Annotated in this window: 18 protein-coding genes and 1 tRNA gene; 15 read left to right on the top strand and 4 right to left on the bottom strand. The window is 70.0% G+C overall.

Annotated elements, in window-relative coordinates; translation table 11 throughout:
- Position 1 precedes the first annotated feature (1 nt).
- Both pgaB and pgaA read right to left on the bottom strand, forming a co-directional pair.
- Positions 2–1894, bottom strand: coding sequence for a poly-beta-1,6-N-acetyl-D-glucosamine N-deacetylase PgaB (pgaB, locus tag AB5T46_RS04530; protein ID WP_370562665.1), 1893 nt, complete (start codon positions 1892–1894; stop codon positions 2–4).
- Positions 1891–3960 (bottom strand): poly-beta-1,6 N-acetyl-D-glucosamine export porin PgaA, encoded by a 2070-nt coding sequence (gene pgaA / locus AB5T46_RS04535; protein WP_370562666.1) that lies wholly within the window; start codon positions 3958–3960, stop codon positions 1891–1893. The genes pgaB and pgaA overlap by 4 nt, the downstream gene beginning before the upstream one ends.
- Positions 3961–4406: 446 nt before the next feature.
- On the opposite strand from pgaA, the gene AB5T46_RS04540 reads away from it, so the two are divergent.
- Entirely contained in the window at positions 4407–5357 is a 951-nt protein-coding gene (locus AB5T46_RS04540) for a DUF1259 domain-containing protein (protein WP_370562667.1), read from the top strand.
- A 75-nt stretch (positions 5358–5432) separates the two neighbouring features.
- Here AB5T46_RS04540 and AB5T46_RS04545 read toward each other — a convergent pair.
- Positions 5433–5509 (bottom strand) — tRNA-Pro (locus AB5T46_RS04545).
- Between the two features lie 207 nt (positions 5510–5716).
- Between AB5T46_RS04545 and hisS the strand changes: the two genes are divergently transcribed.
- From hisS to hisIE, 12 genes are all read left to right on the top strand, one after another.
- A complete protein-coding gene (gene hisS / locus AB5T46_RS04550; protein ID WP_370562668.1) occupies positions 5717–7087 on the top strand; it encodes a histidine--tRNA ligase in 1371 nt (456 codons plus the stop codon).
- Positions 7088–7209: 122 nt separating this feature from the next.
- Complete coding sequence (locus tag AB5T46_RS04555; RefSeq protein WP_370562669.1) at positions 7210–9123, top strand: HAL/PAL/TAL family ammonia-lyase; 1914 nt, start codon at positions 7210–7212, stop codon at positions 9121–9123.
- Positions 9120–9509, top strand: coding sequence for a hypothetical protein (locus AB5T46_RS04560; RefSeq protein WP_370562670.1), 390 nt, complete (start codon positions 9120–9122; stop codon positions 9507–9509). Before AB5T46_RS04555 ends, AB5T46_RS04560 begins: the two co-directional genes overlap by 4 nt.
- A 584-nt stretch (positions 9510–10093) precedes the next feature.
- Complete coding sequence (locus AB5T46_RS04565; protein WP_370562671.1) at positions 10094–10420, top strand: YerC/YecD family TrpR-related protein; 327 nt, start codon at positions 10094–10096, stop codon at positions 10418–10420.
- Positions 10421–10430: 10 nt separating this feature from the next.
- Positions 10431–11345: an ATP phosphoribosyltransferase gene (gene hisG, locus AB5T46_RS04570; RefSeq protein WP_370562672.1), complete on the top strand. Its 915-nt coding sequence runs from the start codon at positions 10431–10433 to the stop codon at positions 11343–11345.
- Entirely contained in the window at positions 11342–12676 is a 1335-nt protein-coding gene (gene hisD / locus AB5T46_RS04575) for a histidinol dehydrogenase (RefSeq protein ID WP_370562673.1), read from the top strand. Before hisG ends, hisD begins: the two co-directional genes overlap by 4 nt.
- Complete coding sequence (hisC, locus tag AB5T46_RS04580) at positions 12673–13755, top strand: histidinol-phosphate transaminase (RefSeq protein WP_370562674.1); 1083 nt, start codon at positions 12673–12675, stop codon at positions 13753–13755. The genes hisD and hisC overlap by 4 nt, the downstream gene beginning before the upstream one ends.
- Positions 13756–13903: 148 nt before the next feature.
- Positions 13904–15034 carry a bifunctional histidinol-phosphatase/imidazoleglycerol-phosphate dehydratase HisB gene (gene hisB, locus AB5T46_RS04585; RefSeq protein ID WP_370562675.1) on the top strand — a complete coding sequence of 377 codons (1131 nt, stop codon included), beginning with the start codon at positions 13904–13906 and terminating at the stop codon, positions 15032–15034.
- Entirely contained in the window at positions 15034–15633 is a 600-nt protein-coding gene (gene hisH / locus AB5T46_RS04590; RefSeq protein WP_370562676.1) for an imidazole glycerol phosphate synthase subunit HisH, read from the top strand. The genes hisB and hisH overlap by 1 nt, the downstream gene beginning before the upstream one ends.
- Positions 15630–16379, top strand: coding sequence for a 1-(5-phosphoribosyl)-5-[(5-phosphoribosylamino)methylideneamino]imidazole-4-carboxamide isomerase (hisA, locus tag AB5T46_RS04595; RefSeq protein WP_370562677.1), 750 nt, complete (start codon positions 15630–15632; stop codon positions 16377–16379). Before hisH ends, hisA begins: the two co-directional genes overlap by 4 nt.
- On the top strand, positions 16373–17146 hold the full coding sequence (hisF, locus tag AB5T46_RS04600; protein ID WP_370562678.1) for an imidazole glycerol phosphate synthase subunit HisF: 774 nt from the start codon (positions 16373–16375) through the stop codon (positions 17144–17146). Before hisA ends, hisF begins: the two co-directional genes overlap by 7 nt.
- Complete coding sequence (gene hisIE / locus AB5T46_RS04605) at positions 17139–17765, top strand: bifunctional phosphoribosyl-AMP cyclohydrolase/phosphoribosyl-ATP diphosphatase HisIE (RefSeq protein ID WP_370562679.1); 627 nt, start codon at positions 17139–17141, stop codon at positions 17763–17765. The genes hisF and hisIE overlap by 8 nt, the downstream gene beginning before the upstream one ends.
- Positions 17766–17975: 210 nt before the next feature.
- On the opposite strand, the gene AB5T46_RS04610 is transcribed toward hisIE, so the two are convergent.
- On the bottom strand, positions 17976–19805 hold the full coding sequence (locus tag AB5T46_RS04610) for a sensor domain-containing diguanylate cyclase (RefSeq protein WP_370562680.1): 1830 nt from the start codon (positions 19803–19805) through the stop codon (positions 17976–17978).
- Positions 19806–19932: 127 nt separating this feature from the next.
- Between AB5T46_RS04610 and AB5T46_RS04615 the strand changes: the two genes are divergently transcribed.
- Entirely contained in the window at positions 19933–21474 is a 1542-nt protein-coding gene (locus AB5T46_RS04615; protein WP_370562681.1) for a calcineurin-like phosphoesterase C-terminal domain-containing protein, read from the top strand.
- A gap of 4 nt (positions 21475–21478) precedes the next feature.
- Positions 21479–22063 carry a YdeI/OmpD-associated family protein gene (locus AB5T46_RS04620; RefSeq protein WP_370562682.1) on the top strand — a complete coding sequence of 195 codons (585 nt, stop codon included), beginning with the start codon at positions 21479–21481 and terminating at the stop codon, positions 22061–22063.
- The last annotated feature ends 32 nt before the right edge of the window (positions 22064–22095 follow it).

Raw genomic sequence — 22095 nt, forward strand, 5'->3', positions numbered from 1 at the left:
ATCAGCGCTCCTCGTACGGGAAGCTGCGGGCGGACATCGCTTCGCGCGCGTCCTCCAGCGGCGGCAGGTCGGCGACGAAATCGTCGGGGTACCAGGCCAGATGACGCACGCCCTGGGCGATGAGCCTGCGCACGTGCGCCTTCAGCCGGGCGCCGTCGATCGGCCGGCCGCGGTCCCAGTCGACGGTCTGCAGTTCGAACACGGTCTGGGTGAGTTGCGGGTCGTGGACGCGGACCGCGGCGACCAGCCGGTCGAGCCAGCGCTCCGGGTGCGCGCTGCCCTCCATCCACGGCATCGCCATCAGCGCGGTGTGGTCGTAGGCGGCGTTGAACAGGTCCAGCCGCTGCGCGAACCAGGCCTGGCTCTGCGGCTCCAGCACCGGCCGCGCGTACAGGTTGCGGACCGTCTTGAGCTTCGGCCGCCAGCGCTCCGCGGCTTCCTTCAGTTCCAGGGTGAAGTCGATCAGGGCACGGGTGCGCGCCTCCGGCTGTTCGGGCGCGAACGCCGCCAGCTCGGTATCGCGCAGATAGGCGTCGTCATGGAACAGCAGGCCCTCGAAATACGAGTTGACCGCCAGGTCCTCGTAGATGCCGGTGACGATGCGGCGCACCTCCGGACGGGTGAAGTCGAGCCGGAAGATGCCGTCCGGTTCGCGGCTGTCGATGGCGAAGGCCGCACGCACCTGCGGATCGCTCAGCTCGTAGCCCAGCACCGGCAGCCAGGCGTACACCTCCACGCCCGCGCGGGTCCGCAGCTGCCAGGCGACGCGGTTGAACAGGTCGGCGCGCATCGGCAGGAAACGATTGGGGAAGTACAGCGCGTCGGCCGAGCCGTTGCCGTCCGGATCGGCGAAGGCCTGCAGGAACACGTGGCTGGGCGAGATCCGCTTGACCCGTTCGATCAGCGCGTCGAGATTGCGTGCCGCCTGCGCCGGATCGTCGTCGTGGACCATGTCCAGGTCGATCTGCAGGGCACGCATGCTGGTCTGCTCGGGGTCGTGCCGCAGTTCGTAGGCCAGGTCGAACACCTCCGGATTGTCCATCACCAGCAGGCGCGCCAGGCCATGCAGGTCGGCGCCGTGCCGGCCCGCGGCGATCGCCGTGTTGCGGCCTTCCAGGTCGAACGACACCGTCATGCCGAGTTCGCCGGCGATGGCGTTGGCGACGCTGTTGTAGGCGGCATACGGCCAGACGATCGAGCGCGGCGCGGCGCCGGTGTTGGCGCGGATCAGCTCGACGCTGCGGGCGAGGTCGGCGTGCACGCGCGCGCGGTATTCGTCCTCGGTCTCGTAGCGCCTGGCCGTGGCGTCGTAGAGGCGGGTGATGGCGGCCGGCGTGCTGTTGCCCTGCGGGTTGGACGGCAGGCCGCGGTGCAGATCGTGGCTGTGCGAGGCGATCTCGACCAGTCCGGATTCGCGCATTTCGCGCAGCTGCGCCCAGGTGACGAAATCCTCGTGCCCGAACGGGCGTGGGCCGTAGTCCACCTCGCCCCCGGCCGGCAGGTCGACCCAGCCGGTGATCACCGCCACCAGCGCCGGATAGCCGTAGGCGCGCAGCAGCGGGAACGCGTGGGTATAGACGCTGCGCAGGCCGTCATCGAAGGTCAGCAGCACCGCCTTGTCGGGCAGTTGCCCGCGTCCCTGCGCCGCGTCGACCACCTGCGACAGCGAGACAGGACGGTAGCCGTGGCCGTGCAGCCAGTCCAAGTGTGCGGCGAAGTTCTGGGTGCTGACCGCGTACGCATCGGGATCGCCGCCGATCGGGACGTCGTCGCGGATGTCGTGATAGCTCAGGACCAGCAGCTCGTCGGCAGCGGCGGCGGCGCCGGCCGCAAGTGCCAGCAGCAGCGCCAGCAGCAGGCGCGCCGGCAGTGTCATCCAGGCATGCATGTTCATTCTCCCCAGCGGAATTCGGCGTCGAAGCCGATCCGCTCTTCACGCTGGCCGTCGTAGACGGGCCGCGACCAGCTCAATCCATAGGTCAATACCCTGCCGAGCGCGAACTGCCATTCGTGCTCGTAGCGGGCGCTCGGCACCAGGCCGCTGCCGAAGCCCTCCTGGTAGTAGCTTCCGGCGCCCACGGTCAGGCGATGCCGGAAGTGCCGGTCGTAGCGGCGCCAGGCCAGGTGATCGGCGCGCAGACCCAGCTCCAGCGACGCATCGCGCGATGGATTGAAGTAGGGCGCGTCGTCGCGGCTGCCGCGGCTGGCGTAGGCGCCCGCGATGCCGTTGAGCAGGAAATGCGGACGCGTGAACAGGCGCTGGTCGAGCCCGACCGCCAGCGACTCGCGGCGATTGCCGTCGTCGTAGCGCCAGTGCTTGGCGCCGACGGACCAGTAGGTGCGCTCACTGGGAACGTAGTTCGCGGACAGCTCGATGCTGTCCGCGGTGATGCCGGCGGCACGTGCCTGCATCGAGGCGTCTGCATCGTTGCGGCGCACCGTCGCGCGGGCGTCCCACAGGTCGTTGAAGCGCCAGCCGACATCGGCATCGATGCCGGTGCCGCCGACGCCGTCGCTGGCACGGTTGGCCTGCAGCCCCCAGTCGAGCCGGTCGTGGGCGTAGCGCACACCGGCGCTGGTGCGCCGATCATCGACGCGGGCGCCGTCGAAGTCGGACCAGCGATAGTCGTACCCGGCAGTCAGGCGCCAACGGTCGCCGAGCACGGGCGTCTGCACTTCGGCGCCGTAGCGGCGGTCGCGGCTGCCGAGCGGGCTGACGGCGGCGCCGCCCTCGCTGCGGCCGCCGGCGGCGTAGGCGCGCCACTGCCAGCCGCGATGCACGTCCCAGGTGCGGTCCATGCGCTGCACCAGGGGAAGGTCGCCGTAGCGCTGCATCAGTTCGTCGTGGATCGGACGCGCCAGGTCGTCGCGCTGCAGATCGGTCAGCGCGCCGACCTGGCCGACCCGCGACTGCACGTCACGCTCGTCCAGGGTGGAGGCCATGCGGAAGCGCTCGAGCGCGCGCTCGGGCCAGCCGCGGATCAGGTAGACCGTGCCCAGCGCCGATTGCAGGCCGGTGTTGGCCGGTCCGACGGCGACGCGCTCCTCCAGCAACGCCTGTGCCTGCGGCAGGTCTTCGCCGAATGCCAGCAGCAGCCCATAGTTGAGGTCGGCCTCGTAGCGGTGCCAGTTCTGCCAGCCCTGGGTCGCGCCGGGCCGCATCGGCCAGGGCGGGCTGGTATCACGCACCGCCTGCAGCTGCGCCCGCGCTTCGGCGTGCTGCTCCTGCTCCAGCGCGGCGTAGGCGCGCTGGATGCGGACGTCGATATTCTCCGGATCGGCCTGCAGCGCGCCGTCGAGTGCCGGTTCGGCTTCTCCGGGCAGCTGCAGCGCCATCAGCGAATCCCCGATCGCCGCCAGGGCATACCCTGGAATCTCGGCGCCCGCTGTCCGCAGGGCGCGGTATTCGTCCACCACCTCGGCGTGGCGGTTCAGGCGATTGAGGACGACCATGCGGTCGTAGCGGATGCGCGGCGGCAGTTCCCCGATCCCGGTGCCGGTTTCGCGCATGTAGTCGTCGATGGCGGCCTCGGCCCGTTCCACGTCGGCGAGCAGGGCCGATTCGTCCTCGGCGTACTGCCGGCTCCACAGCACCAGGCGCGCCAGCCGGTCGGCCTCGAAGCGTTCGCGCTGTTCGGCGCTGAACAGGTCGGGATGCGCGCGGTACAGCGTCCAGGCGCGATCGCTGTCGCCGACGTCCGACAGCGCCGCTACGCGTAGACGGTAGAACCGGGCGTCGTCCGGCCAGATCGGCGCGAGCCGTTCGATCCGGGCGAGGGCGGCAAGAGGGTCGCGTGCCTGCAGCAGCGCCTCGATCTCGGTGATTGCCGTCTCGCGGTCCGGGATGCGACCTTGTGCGTCATTTTGTGACGCTACAGGTGCACATATGCCCGCGAACGTCAGTCCGAGCAGGGCGCTCAGGGCCGTTGCCAGCGGCCTTTTGGTGAGGAATCGGGTCATGGAAAGTTAGGATCCGTGAGGAAAGGTGAAAATGTGACTTCAATCACATTTCTCCGGATCGTAGTAAGCACATGCCATGCCAAGGCGATCCGCTGCGGCCGTTGTCGCCATGCGGATCGGTGGGGCGGGGAGGGGGGCGAGGAGCAGGTCCTTGCCCCTAGTGCATGTCATGCACTTTGAAGCGTCTTGCCTCACAGCGGCCCAGTCGCGCGGATAAAGCACTCCGAAGTACACATGACACGCTTTAGAGTCGGGGCCACTCAAAAGTAGATACTTTCCAAAACGGAGAACCTCATGTGCGTCGCATACAGGGGCGCGGGTCGACGCGGGCCCTCCGGCGCGACCGTCGGCCGGCCGGATGCAATGATGGCGCCGGCCGATGGATGCACTCGTGCTTGCCAGCACGAGCCTGATTCCACTTGCCTCTACCTGCTCTGGAGAAGCTCATGAACCGCTGTCTATCCCGTCTCTCCCTTCCCCTGGCGCTGCTGCTGGCACTGACGTTGGGCTCGGCACCCGCGTTTGCGGCGCGAAAACTCGACCCGGCCCTCATCGGCGAGGCCAGCGGCGCCACGCCGAGCGTGGCCGAAGACGGCGTGGTCAGGATCGGCTGGAGCCGTACCGACGTGACGGTCACGGTCGATGGCATGGCGTTGCCGCCTGCTGCCGGCCTCGGCTCCTGGGCCGCGTTCGCCGCGATGGGCGACGGCGCGATGGTGATGGGCGATACCGTGGTATTTCAGGACGAGGTCGATGCGGCGATGGATGCCGCCTTCGCGCACGAGCTTGACGTCACCGCGCTGCACAACCATTTCTTCTACGACTCGCCGAAGGCGTATTTCATGCACATCGGCGGTGAAGGCGCACCCGATGCGTTGGCGGCCGGCGTCAAGGCAGTGTGGGACGCGATCCGGGCCGTACGTGCGGATCGGCCGCGGCCGGCGTCCGGCTTCGGTGGCGCCGCGCCGGTCGCGGGAGACATCGATGCCGACGCGTTGGCGAAGATCGTCGGGCATCCGGCGCCCATCGCGAGCGGCGTGGCCAAGATCACCATCGGCCGTACCGGCCGCATGCACGGGCAGGAGATCGGCGCATCGATGGGGCTGACCACTTGGGCAGCGTTCAGCGGCAGCGATGCGTTGGCCGCGATCGACGGCGATTTCATCATGACCGCCGAGGAGGTGCAGCCGGTGCTGCGCGCCTTGCGCGAGGCCGGCTTGCACGTGGTCGCGCTGCACAACCACATGATGGGCGAGCAACCGGGATTCTATTTCGTTCACTTCTGGGGCAAAGGCCCGGCCGTCGAACTGGCGCACAGCCTCCGCCGCGCCCTGGATGCCCAGGCTGCGATCGGCAAGGCACTGGCGCCTTCCAATGCGGCACACCTCTCACGCTAACGTGATCGCACCGGGTCTCCGACAGACAGCAAAAAACCGCCTTGCGGCGGTTTCTGCGTAACTCTTTGAATTTATTGGTCGGGGAGACAGGATTTGAACCTGCGACTTCTACGTCCCGAACGTAGCGCTCTACCAGGCTGAGCTACACCCCGACTTGGGCGAGCCGCGTATTGTAGTGACCGCCACCGGGATCGGGCAAGCCCACGCGCACGGTAGAGCCGAGCTTGCTCGGCTACGCAGGCTCCGGAGCCGATGTGGCGCCGTAGAGCGGAGCTTGCTCCACTGCTCCCGGCTCCGGAGCCGATGCAGCGGAGCAAGCTCCGCTCTACACTGCCGCATTCGCATTACCGGAGTCCATCTTGATCAAGCCGCGTACCCCGCCGGGGGTCATGGAACTGCTGCCGCGCGACCAGATCGCGTTCCAGCGCATGCTCGATACCATCCGTCGGACCTTCGAGGGATTCGGCTTCCTGCCGGTGGAGACGCCGGTGTTCGAGCTGTCCGACGTGCTGTTGACCAAGTCCGGCGGCGAGACCGAGCGGCAGGTGTATTTCGTGCAGTCCACCGGTGCCCTGGAGAAGGAGAGCGAACGCCTGCCGGAGCTGGCGCTGCGCTTCGACCTGACCGTGCCGCTGGCGCGCTACGTGGCCGAGCACGAGCGCGAGTTGGCGTTCCCGTTCCGCCGCTACCAGATGCAGCGCGTGTATCGCGGCGAACGCGCGCAGCGCGGGCGTTTCCGCGAGTTCTACCAGTGCGACATCGACGTGATCGGCAAGGACGCGCTGTCGCCGCGCCACGACGCCGAGATCCCGGCGGTGATCCACGCCGTGTTCAAGGCGCTGGGCATCGGCGACTTCACCATCCAGATGAACCACCGCAAGCTGCTGCGCGGGTTCTTCGAGGGGCTCGGCATCGAAGGCGTGCGCCAGGACCTGGTGCTGCGGGAGCTGGACAAGCTCGACAAGCGCGGCGCCGATGCGGTGCGCGATACGCTGCTCGGGGAAGATTTCGGTCTCGCGCCGGAGGCAGCCGACCGGCTGCTGGCGTTCTCGCGGGTGCGTTCGCGCGACCACGACGATGCGCTGGCCAAGCTCGCCGAACTGGGCCCGGGAACGCCGTCGTTCGAGCAGGGCCGCGACGAGCTGTGCGCGGCGCTCGAGCGCCTGCGCGCCATGGGCGTGCCGGAGTCCGATTACGCCATCAACCTCTCGATCGCGCGCGGGCTCGACTACTACACCGGGATGGTCTACGAGACCGTGCTGGACGCGCATCCGCAGATCGGTTCGATCTGCTCCGGCGGCCGCTACGACGATCTCGCCGGCCACTACACGAAGTCGAAGCTGCCCGGCGTCGGCATCTCGATCGGCCTGACCCGGCTGTTCTGGCAGCTGCGCGAGGCCGGCCTGGTCGACACCGCCGACAGCTCGGTCGACGTGCTGGTGGCGCTGCTCGACGATGCCGGTCTCGACCATGCGCTGGCGCTGTCGCAGCGACTGCGCGCCGCCGGGCTCAACGTCGAGACCCAGCTCGAGCCGCGCAAGCTGGCCAAGCAGCTGCAGTACGCCGATCGCGCCGGCATCCGTTTCGTGGTGATCCGCGGCGAGGACGAGGCGACGCGCGGCGCGGTGGCGGTGAAGGACCTGCGCCGCGGCGAGCAGTTCGAAGCGGCCGAGGACGAGCTCGGTCGTACTCTGCTGGTCGAGCGCGAGCAGCTGCGCGCGCAGGGATGATGCTCCTGTGGGAGGGGCTTCGGCCCCGACCATCACTGGCCGCGAAAACGCGTGGGGTCGCGGCTGAAGCCGCTCCTACAAGAGAAGCTCCTTTCCATGAGCAATGCAGGTAGGCAGCCAACATGAAACGCGTTCTCCTCGACGGCAGGTCGCTCACCCGCGCGCAGCTGGTAGACGTCGCCAACGGAGCCGGCGTCGAACTCGATCTCGACGCGCTGCGCTCAGTGGCCCGCGCCGCCGACTTCCTCGCCGAGCAGGTGCGCCGCGAGGAACCGATCTACGGTGTCTCCACCGGCTTCGGCAGCAATGCCGACAAGCTGCTCGGCGCGCATCCGCTGCGCGACGAGCTTCCGGGCACGCTGCCCTCGGGCCGCTCGCTGCACGCCGAGTTGCAGCAGAACCTGATCGTCAGCCACGCCGTCTGCGTCGGCGGGCCGATGGCGGCCGACGTGGTGCGGGCGATGCTGTGCATCCGCATCAACACCCTGCTCAAGGGCCATTCCGGCATCCGCGTCGGGACCCTGCAGGCGCTCACGGCAATGCTCAACGCCGACGTGGTACCGGTGGTGCCGTCGCTGGGTTCGGTCGGCGCCTCCGGCGACCTGGCGCCGCTGTCGCACCTGGCGATCGTGCTGCTCGGCGGCGGCGAGGCGTTCTACGAGGGCGAGCGCATGCCCGGCGCCGAGGCATTGCGGCGTGCCGGGCTGGCACCGGTCACGCTGTCGTACAAGGAAGGGCTGGCGCTGAACAACGGCACCGCGCAGATGCTGGCGATGGGCGTGCTCGCGCTCGCGCGCCTGGAGGACCTGCTGGGCACCGCCGACCTCGCTGCGGCGATGACCGTCGACGCCTTCGCCGGCCGCCTGGGCGCCTTCGCCGAGGAGGTGCATGCGCTGCGTCCGCATCCGGGCCAGGTGGAGGTGGCCGCGCGCCTGCGTGCGCTGCTGGCCGGATCGACCTTGACGGACATCGCCTATCACCTGGTGCCGAAGTTCCGCTTCTGGCTGCCGGGCAGCTGGGATACGCCCGAGGCGCAGCAGTTGCGCTTCGACATCGGCTGGGACTGGGTGCCGGCCGACCAGCGCCACGGCCGCGAGAAGTTCTACCAGCGCTTCAAGCCGTTCCGCGGCGGCAAGAAGCACCAGCCGCAGGACAGCTACTCGCTGCGCTGCGTGCCGCAGGTGCACGGCGCCGTGCGCGATGCGGCGGCGCAGGCCGCGCGCGTGCTCGACATCGAGCTCAACGCGGTCACCGACAACCCGCTGGTGTTCCCCGATCGCGAGGCCGAACACGTGGAACGGCAGGTGATCTCGGCCGGCCATTTCCATGGCATGCCGTTGGCGCTGGCGTTGGCATACGTGAAGGCGGCGATCCCGGTGCTGGCGTCGATCTCCGAGCGCCGCCTCAACAAGCTGGTCGACCCGGCCACCAGCGACGGCCTGCCGGCGTTCCTGATCGGCAACGAGGACGGGACCGAATCCGGCCTGATGATCGTGCAGTACACCGCCGCGGCGATCGTCAACGACCTCGCCACACGCGCCCATCCGGCCAGCGTGTACTCGGTGCCGACCAGCGCCAATGCCGAGGACCACGTGTCGATGGGCGCCAACGAGGCGCGCCACGTGCTGGCGATGGTCGACGATCTCGGCAAGGTGCTGGCGCTGGAGCTGCAGACCGCCGCGCAGGCCCTGGACTTCCGCAGCGACATGATCAACGCCGCGCGCGACCTGGCGCGACGCAGCGACGCCGCCGCGTTCGCCGCCAAGGTGCAGGGCGGCCCGCCCGAGGGCCACCGCCATCGCGCGCAGTTCCTAGCCGAGGTCGAGGCCCTGCGCGCCGAACTGGCCGCGGCCGACACCTTCCACCCTGGCGCCGCCGTCGCCGCTGCGCACGCGGTGCTGCGCACGCGCATCCCGTTCCTCGATCGCGACCGTGCCCTCGACGGCGAGGTGGCCGAGGCGGTGCGCCTGGTGGAGGGCGGCTCGCTGCTCGCGGCCGCCCGCCACGCGGAGGCGGGCGCCGGGCGCGACGGTTGAACCTGCCGCTGCACCTGGGCTGGCTCGGCGCGCTCGAGGCCGGGCTGATCGCGCTGGCGATCGGCGTGCTGCTCTACGGCGTGTTCCATGCGCTTGGCGAGCGCTTCGGCTGGAACCCGGGACACGCCATCGGCTGGGCCTGCCTGTCCGCCACCGCGGTGGCCGCGGGGATCGACATCTGGAATCTGTTCTATCTCGGCGTGGTCAGGCTCGAATCGCCGGTCTATGCGCGGATCGCGCTGTCGAAGATCCATGACGCCGACGGTCTCGGGACGCGGGTGGTGATGGAGATCCTCGGTGCGTTGACCGGCGTGGCATTGGCATGGATGGCGATGCAGGCGAGGGCGGCAGGGCGACGCCGCGACCGTAGCGACGGTAAAAACTAAAGAGGATTGAGCGCGGCGCGACCCGACGGTTCTTCGCGAAGAGCACCTTCGGTTTGGCGCGCAAGGCGGGAGACGCGCCGCGGGGATTACTCCGCCCTTCGGTCCGGCCATCCATGGCCGGACTCAGGGCCGCTGCACATCCCTGTGCAGCTCTCCGCAATCCCCACGGCACGTCTCCCGCTGCATCCCTCGTCGACTTCGGTAGGCGGGCCCTCCGGGCATCCGAAAGCGAATCACCGGTGCGGCGTCCGGGCCGGGGTATGCGGATAGCAGGCCATGGATGGCCTGCGGCGGCGAGTCCGCCATGGATGGCGGACCGAGCCGGGGAGCATGCCCCGGCCGGGCGCCGCGAGCTCCGAAGCCCGCGAATCCAGGCTTTCGTGGCACGAAGAACGGCTTCGGTGGCAAGCCGCACCGTCGAAATCGCAACGAATGCCCCGGTGCGGCTATCCCGCGATGAAAACTGGAAGCTCTTTGCAACGGCCGTCTTAGGCGCAGCCCAGCCCGATGAACAATTCTGGTGTGGAGCTTGACGGTCGTCCCCGAGTCTGCATAATGCACTAACGCGTTAATACATTAGACCGATGAAGCAGCGCCCGGAACCATTGCCGAAACAGGACGCCGACGCCTCGCTCAGGGCGCTGTCGAAGGCGTTGGCCGCGCTGGAGCGGCCGGAGGAAGTAGCGGCGTTCCTGCGCGACCTGTGCACGCCGGCCGAGATCGAGGCGATGACCGATCGCTGGCGGGTGGTGCCGCTGCTGCTGCAGGGCGTGCCGTATCGCGAGATCCACGAGCGCACCCGGGTCAGCGTGACCACGATCGGTCGCGTCGCGCGCACGATCGAGCACGGCACCGGCGGCTATGCGGCCGCCGCGCGCCGGCAGTTTCCCCGTCTCGCCGCTTCCCATTGAACGGATCATCATGAACCTTCCCGCCGCCAAAGCGGTGCGCGACCGCCTGCGCATCGCCATCCAGAAAAGCGGACGCCTCGGCGATCCGTCGCGCGCGCTGCTGACCGCCTGCGGGCTCGACTGGCGCGAGAGCCGCGATCGCCTGTTCTGCTACGGCGAATCGTTGCCGGTCGACCTGCTGCTGGTACGTGACGACGACATCCCCGGCCTGCTGGCCGACGGCGTCTGTGACCTGGGAATCGTCGGCCGCAACGTGCTGGACGAGCAGGCCGCCGAGCGCGAGCAGGCCGGCGTGGTGCCGGTGGCGAAGGAACTCCGCGCGCTCGGCTTCGGCGGCTGCCGGCTCGATATCGCGGTCCCCGACGACTGGGACTGGCAGGGGCCGGAACAGCTGCGCGGCTGCCGCATCGCCAGCAGTTATCCGCAGCTGCTGCGGCGCTGGCTGGCCGGGCAGGGGATCGACGCCGAGGTGGTGATGCTGTCCGGCTCGGTCGAGATCGCGCCGCGCCTGGGCCAGGCCGACGCGGTCTGCGACCTGGTGTCCAGCGGCGCGACGCTGGCGGCCAACCAGCTCAAGCCGGTGCTGACCCTGCTGCGCAGCGAAGCGGTGCTGGCCGGCCCGGTCGCGCCGTTCGCCGATGCGCGCGCCGAGTTGATGCAGTTGCTGCTGCGGCGCATGGACGGCGTGTTGCGGCTCCGGCACAGCCGTCTGCTGCTGTTCCAGGCCGAGCGCGCCGCCATGCCCGGCCTGATCGAACTGCTGCCTGACGCCGAGCCGCCGACCGTGCTGCAGGTCGACGGCGGCGACACGCTGGCGCTGCAGGCGCTGTGCCACGGCGCGATGACCTGGCAACGGCTGGAGGATCTGCGCCACGCCGGCGCGCGCAGCCTGATGGTGCTGCCGGTGGAGAGGACCCTGGCATGAACGGTTCGCCGGTCCGACGCCTGCGCTGGTCGGCGCTCGACGACGGCGCCCGCGCGCAGGCGCTGGCACGCCCTGTGCGCGCGACCGCGGAGGCCACGCGCAACGATGTCGCCGCCCTGGTCGAGGACGTGCGTCGTCGCGGCGACGTGGCATTGCGCGAGATCACCGAACGGCTCGACGGCGTTGCCCTGCAGGAGTTCGAGGTCGGGGCGGAGGAGTTCGCGCGGGCCGAGGCCGCGGTCGAGCCCGGGTTGCGACGCGCGATGGAAGAGGCCGCCGCACGCATCGAGGCGTTCCACCGCGCCGGAATGGTGCCGGGATACGCGATCGAGACCGCGCCCGGCGTGGTCTGCGAGCGCGTCGTGCGCGCGATCGCGCGGGTCGGCCTGTACGTGCCCGCCGGCAGTGCGCCGCTGCCGTCGACCGCGTTGATGCTGGGCGTGCCGGCGCGTCTGGCCGGCTGCCGCGACGTGCTGCTGTGCACGCCGCCGCGCGCCGACGGCAGCGCCGATCCGGCGGTGCTGGTGGCGGCGCGCCTCACCGGCGTGCGACGCGTGTTCAAGCTCGGCGGCGCCCAGGCGATCGCGGCGATGGCGCTGGGCAGCGACAGCGTGCCGAAATGCGACAAGCTGTTCGGCCCCGGCAATGCCTGGGTGACCGAGGCCAAGCGGCAGCTGGCGCAGTCCGGCGCGGTCGCCATCGACCTGCCGGCGGGGCCGTCCGAGGTGATGGTGATCGCCGACGCGGGCGCCGACGCCGGCTTCGTCGCCGCCGACCTGCTGTCGCAGGCCGAGCACGGTCCGGATTCGCAGGTGCTGCTGCTGTCGGACGACGCGGCGCTGCTGGATGCGGTCGAGCGCGAGCTGGCGGCGCAGCTGCCGGCGCTGCCGCGGGCGGACGTCGCCGCGTGCGCGCTGGCGCAGTCGCGGCTGGTCGAGGTCGACGCACTCGATGACGCCTTCGCGATCGGCAATGCCTACGCGCCCGAGCACCTGATCCTGGCGCTGCGCGAGCCGCGGCGCTGGCTTGACCGGGTCGAGGCGGCGGGTTCGGTGTTCCTCGGCGACTACACGCCCGAAGCGCTGGGCGACTACTGCAGCGGCACCAACCACGTGCTCCCGACCGATGGCGCCGCGCGCGCCTGCAGCGGTCTCGGCGTCGCCAGCTTCCAGAACTTCATCAGTGTGCAATCGGCATCGCGCCAGGGGATTGCAGGCATCGGCGCCTGCGCGGTGACGCTGGCCGAGGCCGAGGGCTTCGAGGCGCACGCGAACGCGGTGCGGCTGCGCATGCGCGGCCCCGAGGCGGCGTCGACGAGGGCGCCGGCATGAGCGGCGTGCTCGACCTCGTGCGCGAGGACCTGCGCGATTTCGCCGGATATCGCTCGGCGCGCGGCGAGCGGCTGCGGGGTGAGATCTGGTTGAACGCCAACGAGCCGGCCTGGGCCAGCGCCGCCGACGGCGACGGCGCATGCCGCCGCTATCCCGAGCCACAACCGCCCGCATTGGTCGATGCACTGGCGTCGCTGTATGGCTGCGACGGCTCGCAGCTGCTGGTCGGCCGCGGCAGCGACGAGGCCATCGACCTGCTGGTGCGCACGCTTTGCTCGCCGGATCGCGATGCGGTGCTGGTGACGCCGCCGGTATTCGGGATGTATGCGGTGAGTGCCCGATTGCAGGGTGCGCCGCTGGTCGAGGTGCCGTTGGCCGAGGGCGACGATGGCTTCGCGGTCGACTTCGACGCGGTCGCCGAGGCTGCGCTGATGCGGGGCGTTCGCGTGGTGTTTCTGTGCTCGCCCTCGAATCCGACCGGAGGCGCCATCGCCCGGGACGACGTGCTCCGGCTCGCGGCGCGCCTTCGCGGACGGACGTTGGTCGTGGTCGACGAGGCGTACGTGGAGTTTTCCGATGCGTCCTCGATGGTGGCGCTGGTCGCGTCGACGTCGAATCTTGCCGTGCTGCGCACGCTGTCGAAGGCGCATGCGCTGGCGGCGGCCCGGATCGGCGCGCTGATCGCCGATCCGGCGTTGATCGCGGTGCTGCGCCGCTGCCAGGCGCCGTACCCGGTGCCGGCGCCTTGCGCCGAACTGGCACTGTCGGCGCTGTCCACGGCATCGTTGGCGGAAACCGCCACGCGCGTCGTCTCGGTGCGCCATGAGCGAGAACGCCTGCGGGACGCACTTGCGACGCTGCCCGATGTCGTGCGCGTCTACCCGTCGCAGGGCAATTTCCTGCTGGCGCGCTTCCGCGACGCCGACGCGGCGTTCGGGGCGTTGCTGGCGGCCGGCATCGTGGTGCGCGACCAGCGCGGGGCGCCGCAACTGGCGGACGCGCTGCGCATCACCGTCGGCACGCCGGCGCAGAACGATCGGCTGCTGTCGGTGCTGCGCACCCCCGAGGTCGCGGCATGAAGCGCTATCCAACCGCCCCCCGTAGAGCGGAGCTTGCTCCGCTGCTCCCGGCTCCGGAGACCGCGCAGCGGAGCAAGCTCCGCTCTACGGACGTCACGAGCGCTACGCCGGGGCGCGAGTGTGCCGGCGGGCGGGCAGGGCGGTACGCATGAGCACGCCGATCCTGTTCGTCGACCGCGACGGCACCCTGATCGAGGAGCCGGAGGACTTCCAGGTCGACCGCTACGAGAAGCTGCGCCTGGTGCGCGACGTGATCCCGGCGCTGCTGAAGCTGCGCGATGCCGGCTACCAGTTCGTGCTGGTCAGCAACCAGGACGGCCTCGGCGGCGATGCCTACCCGCAGGCCGCCTTCGACGGCCCGCATGCGCTGATGCGGCAGATCTTCGAGAGCCAGGGCATCGTGTTCCGCGAGGAGCTCATCGACGTCAGCCTGCCGCAGGACAATGCGCCCACGCGCAAGCCGGAGATCGGCCTGGCGTTGCACTACCTGCGCGATCGCGGCATCGACCTGGAGCGCTCGGCGATGGTCGGCGACCGCGAGACCGACCTGCAGTTCGCCGTCAACCTCGGTATCCGCGGCTTCCAGCTGCGGACCGCGCAGTTCGGCGGCGACTGGGACTGGCCCGGAATCGCGCACGAGCTCGCGGACGCGCCGCGCCGCGCGCAGGTACGGCGCGACACCCGCGAGACGCGGATCCGGATCGATCTCGATCTCGATCGCGCGGCCGACGCCGAGATCGCCACCGGCCTGCCGTTCTTCGACCACATGCTCGACCAGATCGGCAAGCACGGCGGCTTCGCGCTGTCGGTGCGCGCCGAAGGCGACCTGCACATCGACGAGCACCACACCGTCGAGGACACCGGCATTGCGCTCGGGCAAGCGCTGCGGCAGGCGTTGGGCGACAAGCGCGGCATCGCGCGCTACGGGTTCGACCCGGCGGAAAGTGCGCTGTCCGGCGGCGAGAGTTCCGGCGGATACGGCTTCGTGCTGCCGATGGACGAGACCCTGGCCTCGGCGGCCCTCGATTTCGGCGGTCGTTCGTACCTGGTGTTCGACGGCGAGTTCCGGCGCGAGCGCGTCGGCGACCTGCCGACCGAGCTGGTGCCGCACTTCTTCCGTTCGTTGTGCGACGCGGCGGCGCTCAACCTGCACCTGCGGGTGCGCGGCGACAACGACCACCACAAGGTCGAGGCCTGCTTCAAGGCGTTCGCGCGGGCGCTGCGGCAGGCGATCCGGCGCGAAGGGGTCGAACTGCCCAGTACCAAGGGCGCGCTGTGATGCGCGTGGCGCTGGTCGATTCCGGCGGCGCCAACCTCGGCTCGGTGCGTTATGCGCTGCGTCGGCTCGGGGTCGAGGCGGAGGTCAGCGCCGACGCGGACGTCATCCGTGCCGCCGACCGGGTGATCCTGCCGGGTGTCAGCACCGCGGCGACGGTGATGCGGCGCCTGCACGAACTCGGTCTCGTGGACACGCTGCGGAGCCTGCGCCAGCCGCTGCTGGGCGTGTGCGTGGGCATGCAGCTGCTGTTCGAGCATTCGGAGGAGGACGACACGCCCTGTCTCGGGCTGTTGCCGGGCCGGGTTGCGAAGCTACGGAGCGCGCACGGGATCCGCATCCCGCACATGGGCTGGAACCGGCTGGAGCCGATGCGCGCCGGTGCGCTGGTCGACGGCATCGCGGTCGGCGCGCAGGCTTATTTCGTGCACAGCTACGCCGCGCCGGTCGGCGCCGACTGCGTGCTGGCCTGCGAGCACGGCGGCCGCTTCGCCGCCGTGGTGCAACGCGGCCACGTCGCCGGCGCGCAGTTCCATCCGGAACGTTCGGGCGCCACGGGCGCGCGACTGCTGCGCAATTTCCTCGGGAGCGGCATCGCATGAGCGATGCGTTCACCGTCTATCCCGCCATCGACGTGCGCGAGGGCCGCGTGGTGCGGCTGGCGCAGGGCGATTACGCGCGCGAGACGCGCTACGGCGACGCACCGCTGGCCCTGGCGCGGCAATACGCCGAACAGGGTGCGGCGTGGCTGCACCTGGTGGACCTGGATGCGGCCCGCGAAGGCGGCTACACGCTGCTGCCGCTGCTGCGTGCCATCGTCGCCGACACCGCGCTGCGGGTCCAGACCGGCGGCGGCGTGCGCCGCCGCGAGGACGTGCAGCGCCTGCTCGATGCGGGCGCCGCGCGGGTGGTGGTCGGTTCGCTGGCCGTGCGCGAACCGGCGACGGTGACGCGCTGGATCGCGGAGTTCGGCGCCGAGCGCATCACCGTGGCGCTGGATGCGCGCCGCGATGCCGCCGGTGGCTGGCGCGTGCCGGTGCACGGCTGGACCGAAGACGGCGAAGCCACGCTCGACGAGTCCGTGTTCGACTACGCCCTCGGCGGATTGCGCCACCTGCTGTCCACCGACATCGATCGTGACGGCATGCTTTCCGGTCCGAACCTCGGGTTGTACGCGCATGTGCGCGCGCAGGCTCCGGCGCTGCAGCTGCAGGCGTCCGGCGGCGTCCGCGACGCTGGTGACGTGGCCGCGGCGCGCGAGACCGGCTGCGCCGGCATCGTGCTCGGCCGTGCGCTGCTCGAAGGCCGGCTGACGCTGGCCGACGCATTGGCGGCGGCGCGATGCTGAGCCGACGCATCATTCCCTGCCTGGACGTGCGCGGCGGCCGCGTGGTCAAGGGCGTGCGCTTCCGCGACCACGTCGACATGGGCGACATCGTCGAACTGGCGCTGCGCTACCGCGATGCCGGCGCCGACGAACTGGTGTTCTACGACATCGGCGCCAGCCCGCAGGGCAGGTCGGTCGACTACGGCTGGGTCGAGCGCGTGTCGAGCCTGCTGGACATTCCGTTCTGCGTCGCCGGCGGCATTCGCGACGTGGCGACCGCGCGCGAGGTGCTGCATGCCGGCGCCGACAAGATCTCGGTCAACACGCCGGCGCTGGAACGGCCCGCGCTGGTATCGGAACTGGCCGACGCCTTCGGCGTGCAGTGCGTGGTGGCAGGAATCGACTCGATCCGCGAGGCGGACGGCGAGTGGCGCGTGCGCAGCCATACCGGCGACCCCGACCGTACCCGCGCACTGCCGCTGCGCACGCTGGACTGGATCGTCGAGGCGCAGCGGCTCGGCGCCGGCGAGATCGTGCTCAACTGCATGGACAGCGACGGCGTGCGGCGCGGTTACGACATCGAACAACTGGCGGCCGCGCGCGCAGTCTGCGACGTGCCGCTGGTGGCGTCCGGCGGCGCGGGAACGCCGCAACACTTCGTCGAGGCGTTCCGCGAGGCCGACGCCGACGGCGCACTCGCCGCCAGCGTCTTCCACGGCGGCGCGATCTCGATCATGGAACTCAAGCGGTATCTGCGCGGGCAGGGCATCGAGGTGCGGGATGAATGAGAACACGGCCACATCGAACGATCTCGATGCGGAAGCCCTGGACTGGGACAAGGGCGACGGCCTGCTGCCGGCCATCGTCCAGGACGCGATCACCCTGCGCGTGCTGATGCTCGGCTACATGGACCGGGCGGCGCTGGCCGCGACCCGGGACAAGGGCCTGGTGACCTTCTTCAGCCGCAGCAAGGACCGGCTGTGGACCAAGGGCGAAGCCTCAGGCCATGTGTTGCAGCTCGTCTCGATCCGTGCCGATTGCGATAGCGACACCCTGCTGGTGCTGGCCCATCCGCACGGACCGACCTGCCACCTGCAGCGCGCCAGCTGTTTTCCGGAAGCGCCTGGCGGCATGCTCGCCGACCTGGACCGGCTGCTCGCGCGGCGCGAGCGCGAGCGGCCGGCCGGCAGCTACAGCACCAGGCTGTTCGAGTCGGGTGTGCGCCGCATCGCGCAGAAGGTCGGCGAGGAGGGCGTCGAGACCGCGCTCGCAGCGGTGGCCGAGGATGACGACGCGCTGCTCGGCGAGGCGGCGGACCTGGCCTATCACCTGCTGGTACTGCTGCGCGCGCGCGGACTCGGGCTGGCCGATCTCGAACGGGTGCTGGAGGAGCGGCGAACGGCTTGAACCCGAAACGGTCGCGGTGGATGGACGTTCGTTTTGGCATCGGATTTCCGACGATGAGTGCTCACCGGAGTAGTCATGTTTTCCCGGCCGCCAGGGCGCGGCGGCGTCCCGAAGCCCGTACACCGCTCTTCCAAGCCCGGTTGAAGCGTCACCGGCGATACCGATTGCGCACGTGCGCTTGCATTCGAAGATCGAGCGATGTCCCGAACCTCAGGCCGCGCTGATCGACGTGCGGATGCAATCGCGTCCGTTCGCCTTGGCCGCGTACAACGCCCGGTCGGCGACTTCCAGTGCGTTGTCGATGTCATCCAGCGCCTCCGCATTGATGGTGTGCACGCCGATGCTCGCCGAGATGCGGATCGCATGGCCCTGCACCTCGCAGGTCGCTTGCACCAGCGCCTGGCGGACTTCCTCTGCCACCGCGACCGCGGCGGGCAGGTCCTGCGCCGGCAGCGCGACGACGAACTCCTCGCCGCCGAACCGTGCCAGCAGCGCCTCGTGTGAACGCAGGGCCTTGCCGATGCGGTGGGCGGCCCAGCGCAGGCATTCGTCGCCGACCAGGTGGCCGTGGCGGTCGTTGATCGTCTTGAAGTGGTCGAGGTCGATCATCAGCAGCGACAGCGGATGCCGTCCTTCGCGTGCCTCGTCCAGCATGCGTTCGAAGGCTTCGTGGAACCAGGTCCGGTTGTACAGGCCGGTCAGGCCGTCGCGGCGGCTGGAGTCGCGCAATCGCGTGTGCGCCTCCTCCAGCCGCATCAGCGCGCTGCGCACCTCCTGTGTGCGCTGCGCCACCTTGCGCTCGAGTTGCAGCCGGGCCTCGTTGACGATGCGCTCGTTCTCGTTGCGCAGCGCCGCATAGCGGTAGCCCAGCGCAATCGAGAGCAGCAGCATCTCCAGCGCCGAGCCGATCTGCACGCCGTACTCGGTGGCGAAATTCTTTGGCAGCACGCCGAACGCCAGCAAAGTGAACACCGCCGTACCCAACAGGAACATCGCCCACGCCAGCAGCAGCAGCCTTGCCGGCGCGTAGCCCTGGCGCAGGACGTAGACGGTGGCGACCACGATCCAGATCAGCCCGGCCAGCACGGCGCGCGAGGCCACCGGCGTGGAGATGCGGTACGGCAGCCAGATCGAGGCGATGCCGAACAGCACGAAGAAGACGATCACCGCCAGGCTCACCAGGTTGCCGCGCGGCCAGCGTTGCGGCAGTTCCAGGAACGTCCTGGCGAACTGCTGCATGGCCACCAGCGCCAGGCAGATCGACAGCGGGACCATGCGGTCTGCGAGCCAGGGCGAGTCCGGCCACAGGTACTCGAAGCCCAGGCCGTTGAGCGTGAACAGCACAAGACCAAACGCGCTGATGTGGAATAGGTACCAGAAATAGCTGGCGTCGCGCAGCGACAGCCACAGCACCAGGTTGTAGAAGAACAGCGCCACCAGAATGCCGTAATAGAGGCCGATCGCGAGCTGCGCGTCGCGTGAGAGTTCGATGAAAGCGCCCGGGGTGTAGAGCTCGAGCGGCACCTGCATCGAACTCTGGCTCTCCACCCGCACCAGCAGTTCGACACGTTCGCCGGGCGGCAGGTCGAGCAGGAAATTCGGATGGCGGTAGCGCACGCTGCGCTGGCCGAAAGGCAGGTGATCGCCACCGGCCTGGTGCAGCACCCGACCGTCGGCATGGCGCAGGTAGATGTCGATGCGGTCGCTGAGCGGATATTCCTGCACCAGCAGCCAGCGCCGTTCGTCGGCGTTGCGGTTGACCAGCGGCGCGTGGAACCAGAAGGCGCCGCGCTGGAAGCCGAACGCGGCGCTTGCAGGCAACGGCTGGAACTCGCCGCGCGCGGCGCGTGCGAAAGCGTCCTCGACGTGGTCGGCGGCTTCGATGTCGTGGCGATAGGCCAGGTGCGCGGTCAGGCTGACGCGGTCGGCGGCGGCCGGCAGTTCCACGGTGGCGGCGTGCGCATCCGCGTACAGGGCAGCGAGCAGCAGGATGGCGCCTGTCCCGGACCACAATCGTGCCAGAATCGCATGTCGAGCCATCGTTGCGTCCCCGGGCCGCTGGGAGCGGATCCCGCCCAGTGGCGAGGTTAGTCCAGCCTTACCGGAATTGCACCGACGCCGGGCATAATCATCGGTCCGAATGCCGGGGCCGGAAGTGGGGATTGCAATGCAATGGATGCTTTGGCCGACGCTGCTGTGGGCGGTGTCGTGGGCGGTGCTGGCGTGCGACGCCGGGACCGTGGGCGTCGACGGAGACGGCGATGGCCGCCCGGACCGGAGCGCGCCGGGCGTACGGGTGTCCGACGGCCGGCAGGTGGCGATCACCGATGCCGCCGGACACTGGCGGCTGCCGATGCCTGCGCGAGGCCCGGTCTTCGTGATCAAGCCGCCGGCCCATGCGTTGCCGCGTCGCGATGACGGCCTGCCGGACTTCTGGCGGGCGGCGGCCGAGAAGGGCGGTGGCGGCTGCGATTTCATGCTGCTGCCCATTCCCGATCCGCCGGAAGACGCACTCGAGGTGCTGGTGTTCGCCGATCCGCAGGCCGCCACCCGCAAGCAGGTGGGCTACTACCTCGACGACATCGTGCGCCCGCTGCAGGACCGCCACCGCGCCGCGCTCGGGGTGACGCTCGGCGATGTCGCCAACGACGATCTCTCGCTGTACCCGGAGCTCAACCGGGCAACGGCTCTGCTCGGCGTGCCCTGGCTGCATGTCGCCGGCAATCACGACCTGGATGTCGAGGCGACACGCGACGAGGATTCGCTGCGCACCTTCCGCGGCGTCTACGGGCCCGACAGTTTCGCCTGGGAGGAATCGCGAGCGACCTTCGTCGGGCTGGACGACGTCATCTACCGGCCGGGCGAGCGGCCGGCCTATGTCGGGGGATTGCGCGAAGAGCAGTTCGCGTTCCTCGAAGCCTACCTGCCCACGATCGCGCGCGACCGCCTGCTGGTGCTGATGGTGCACATCCCGCTGTTCGATACCGATTCGAACGCCGAGACCTTTCGCCGTGCCGACCGCGAGCGCCTGTTCGCGCTGCTGCGCGATTTTCCGCACGTGCTGGTGCTGAGCGGCCACCAGCACCGGCTGCAGCAGTACTTCCACGATGCCGATACGGGCTGGCGGGGCGAGACGCCGCTGCACGAGTTCAACGCCGGTGCGGCCAGCGGCGCCTTCTGGTCGGGCGCCGCCGATGCCGCCGGCATTCCGGACGCCACCATGGCCGACGGCACCCCCAACGGCCATGCCACGTTGCGCGTGTTCGACGGCGGCGCATACGCCCTGGACTGGCATCCCGCGCGCCTGCCCGAGGGCGACGGCGCGCGCACCGCCGCGATGCACCTGCATGCGCCGTGGGCGCTGCGCCGTGGCGCCTATCCGGCCTGGGGCGTCTATGCGAACGTCTACATGGGACACGACGACACCCGTGTCGAGTTCCGCGTCGACGGGAGCGAGTGGCGGCCGATGCGCAAGGTGGCGGTGCCGGACCCGTGGCTGAGCCTCGAGAATGCGCGCGACGACCTTGCCGAATCGCTGCGCGGCTTCGATCGTTCACCCGAAGCCGTGCCCTCGACCCACCTGTGGCGCGGTGCACTGCCGACCGCGCTGGAGACCGGCGAGCATGCCGTCGAGGTGCGCGCGTTCGACCGCCGGTACGGCGAACGCCGCGCATCGACTTCGTATCGCCTGCTCGACGCGACGGAGTGATCGCATGACCGCCGAATTGCCGACCGATCTGCCGATCCGCCTGTTCCGCGATGCCGCGGCCTGGGAGAAATGGCTGGCCGCGCATGCGGCCGAGCCCGAACTCTGGCTGAAGATCGCCAAGAAGGACGCCGGCGTCGCCTCGGTCAGCTATCGCGACGCGCTCGACGTGGCGCTGTGCTACGGCTGGATCGACGGCCTCAAGCGCGCCTGCGACGAGCGCTTCTTCCTGCAGCGCTTCACGCCGCGCAAGCCGCGCAGCGTCTGGTCGAAGATCAACGTCGGCAAGGCGGAGGCGCTGATCGCCGGCGGGTGCATGCGGCCGCCCGGGCTGCGCGAGGTGGAGGCGGCTCGCGCGGACGGCCGCTGGCAGGCGGCATACGGCGGGTCGGCGTCGATGGAGGTGCCGGAGGAGCTCGCCGCCGCGCTGGCGAAGGACCGCAAGGCGAGAACATTCTTCGAGCAGTTGAACCGGACCAATCGCTATGCCTTTTGCTGGCGTGTGCAGACCGCGAAGAAGCCGGAAACGCGCCATGCGCGCGCCGCGAAATTCGTCGCCATGCTGGCGAAAGGCGAAAAGCTGCACGGCTGAAGCGGAGACCGGCGCATAGCCGCGTTGCCGCG

It is taken from the genome of Luteimonas salinilitoris, assembly GCF_041300785.1.
Classification (GTDB): Bacteria; Pseudomonadota; Gammaproteobacteria; order Xanthomonadales; family Xanthomonadaceae; genus Luteimonas; species Luteimonas salinilitoris.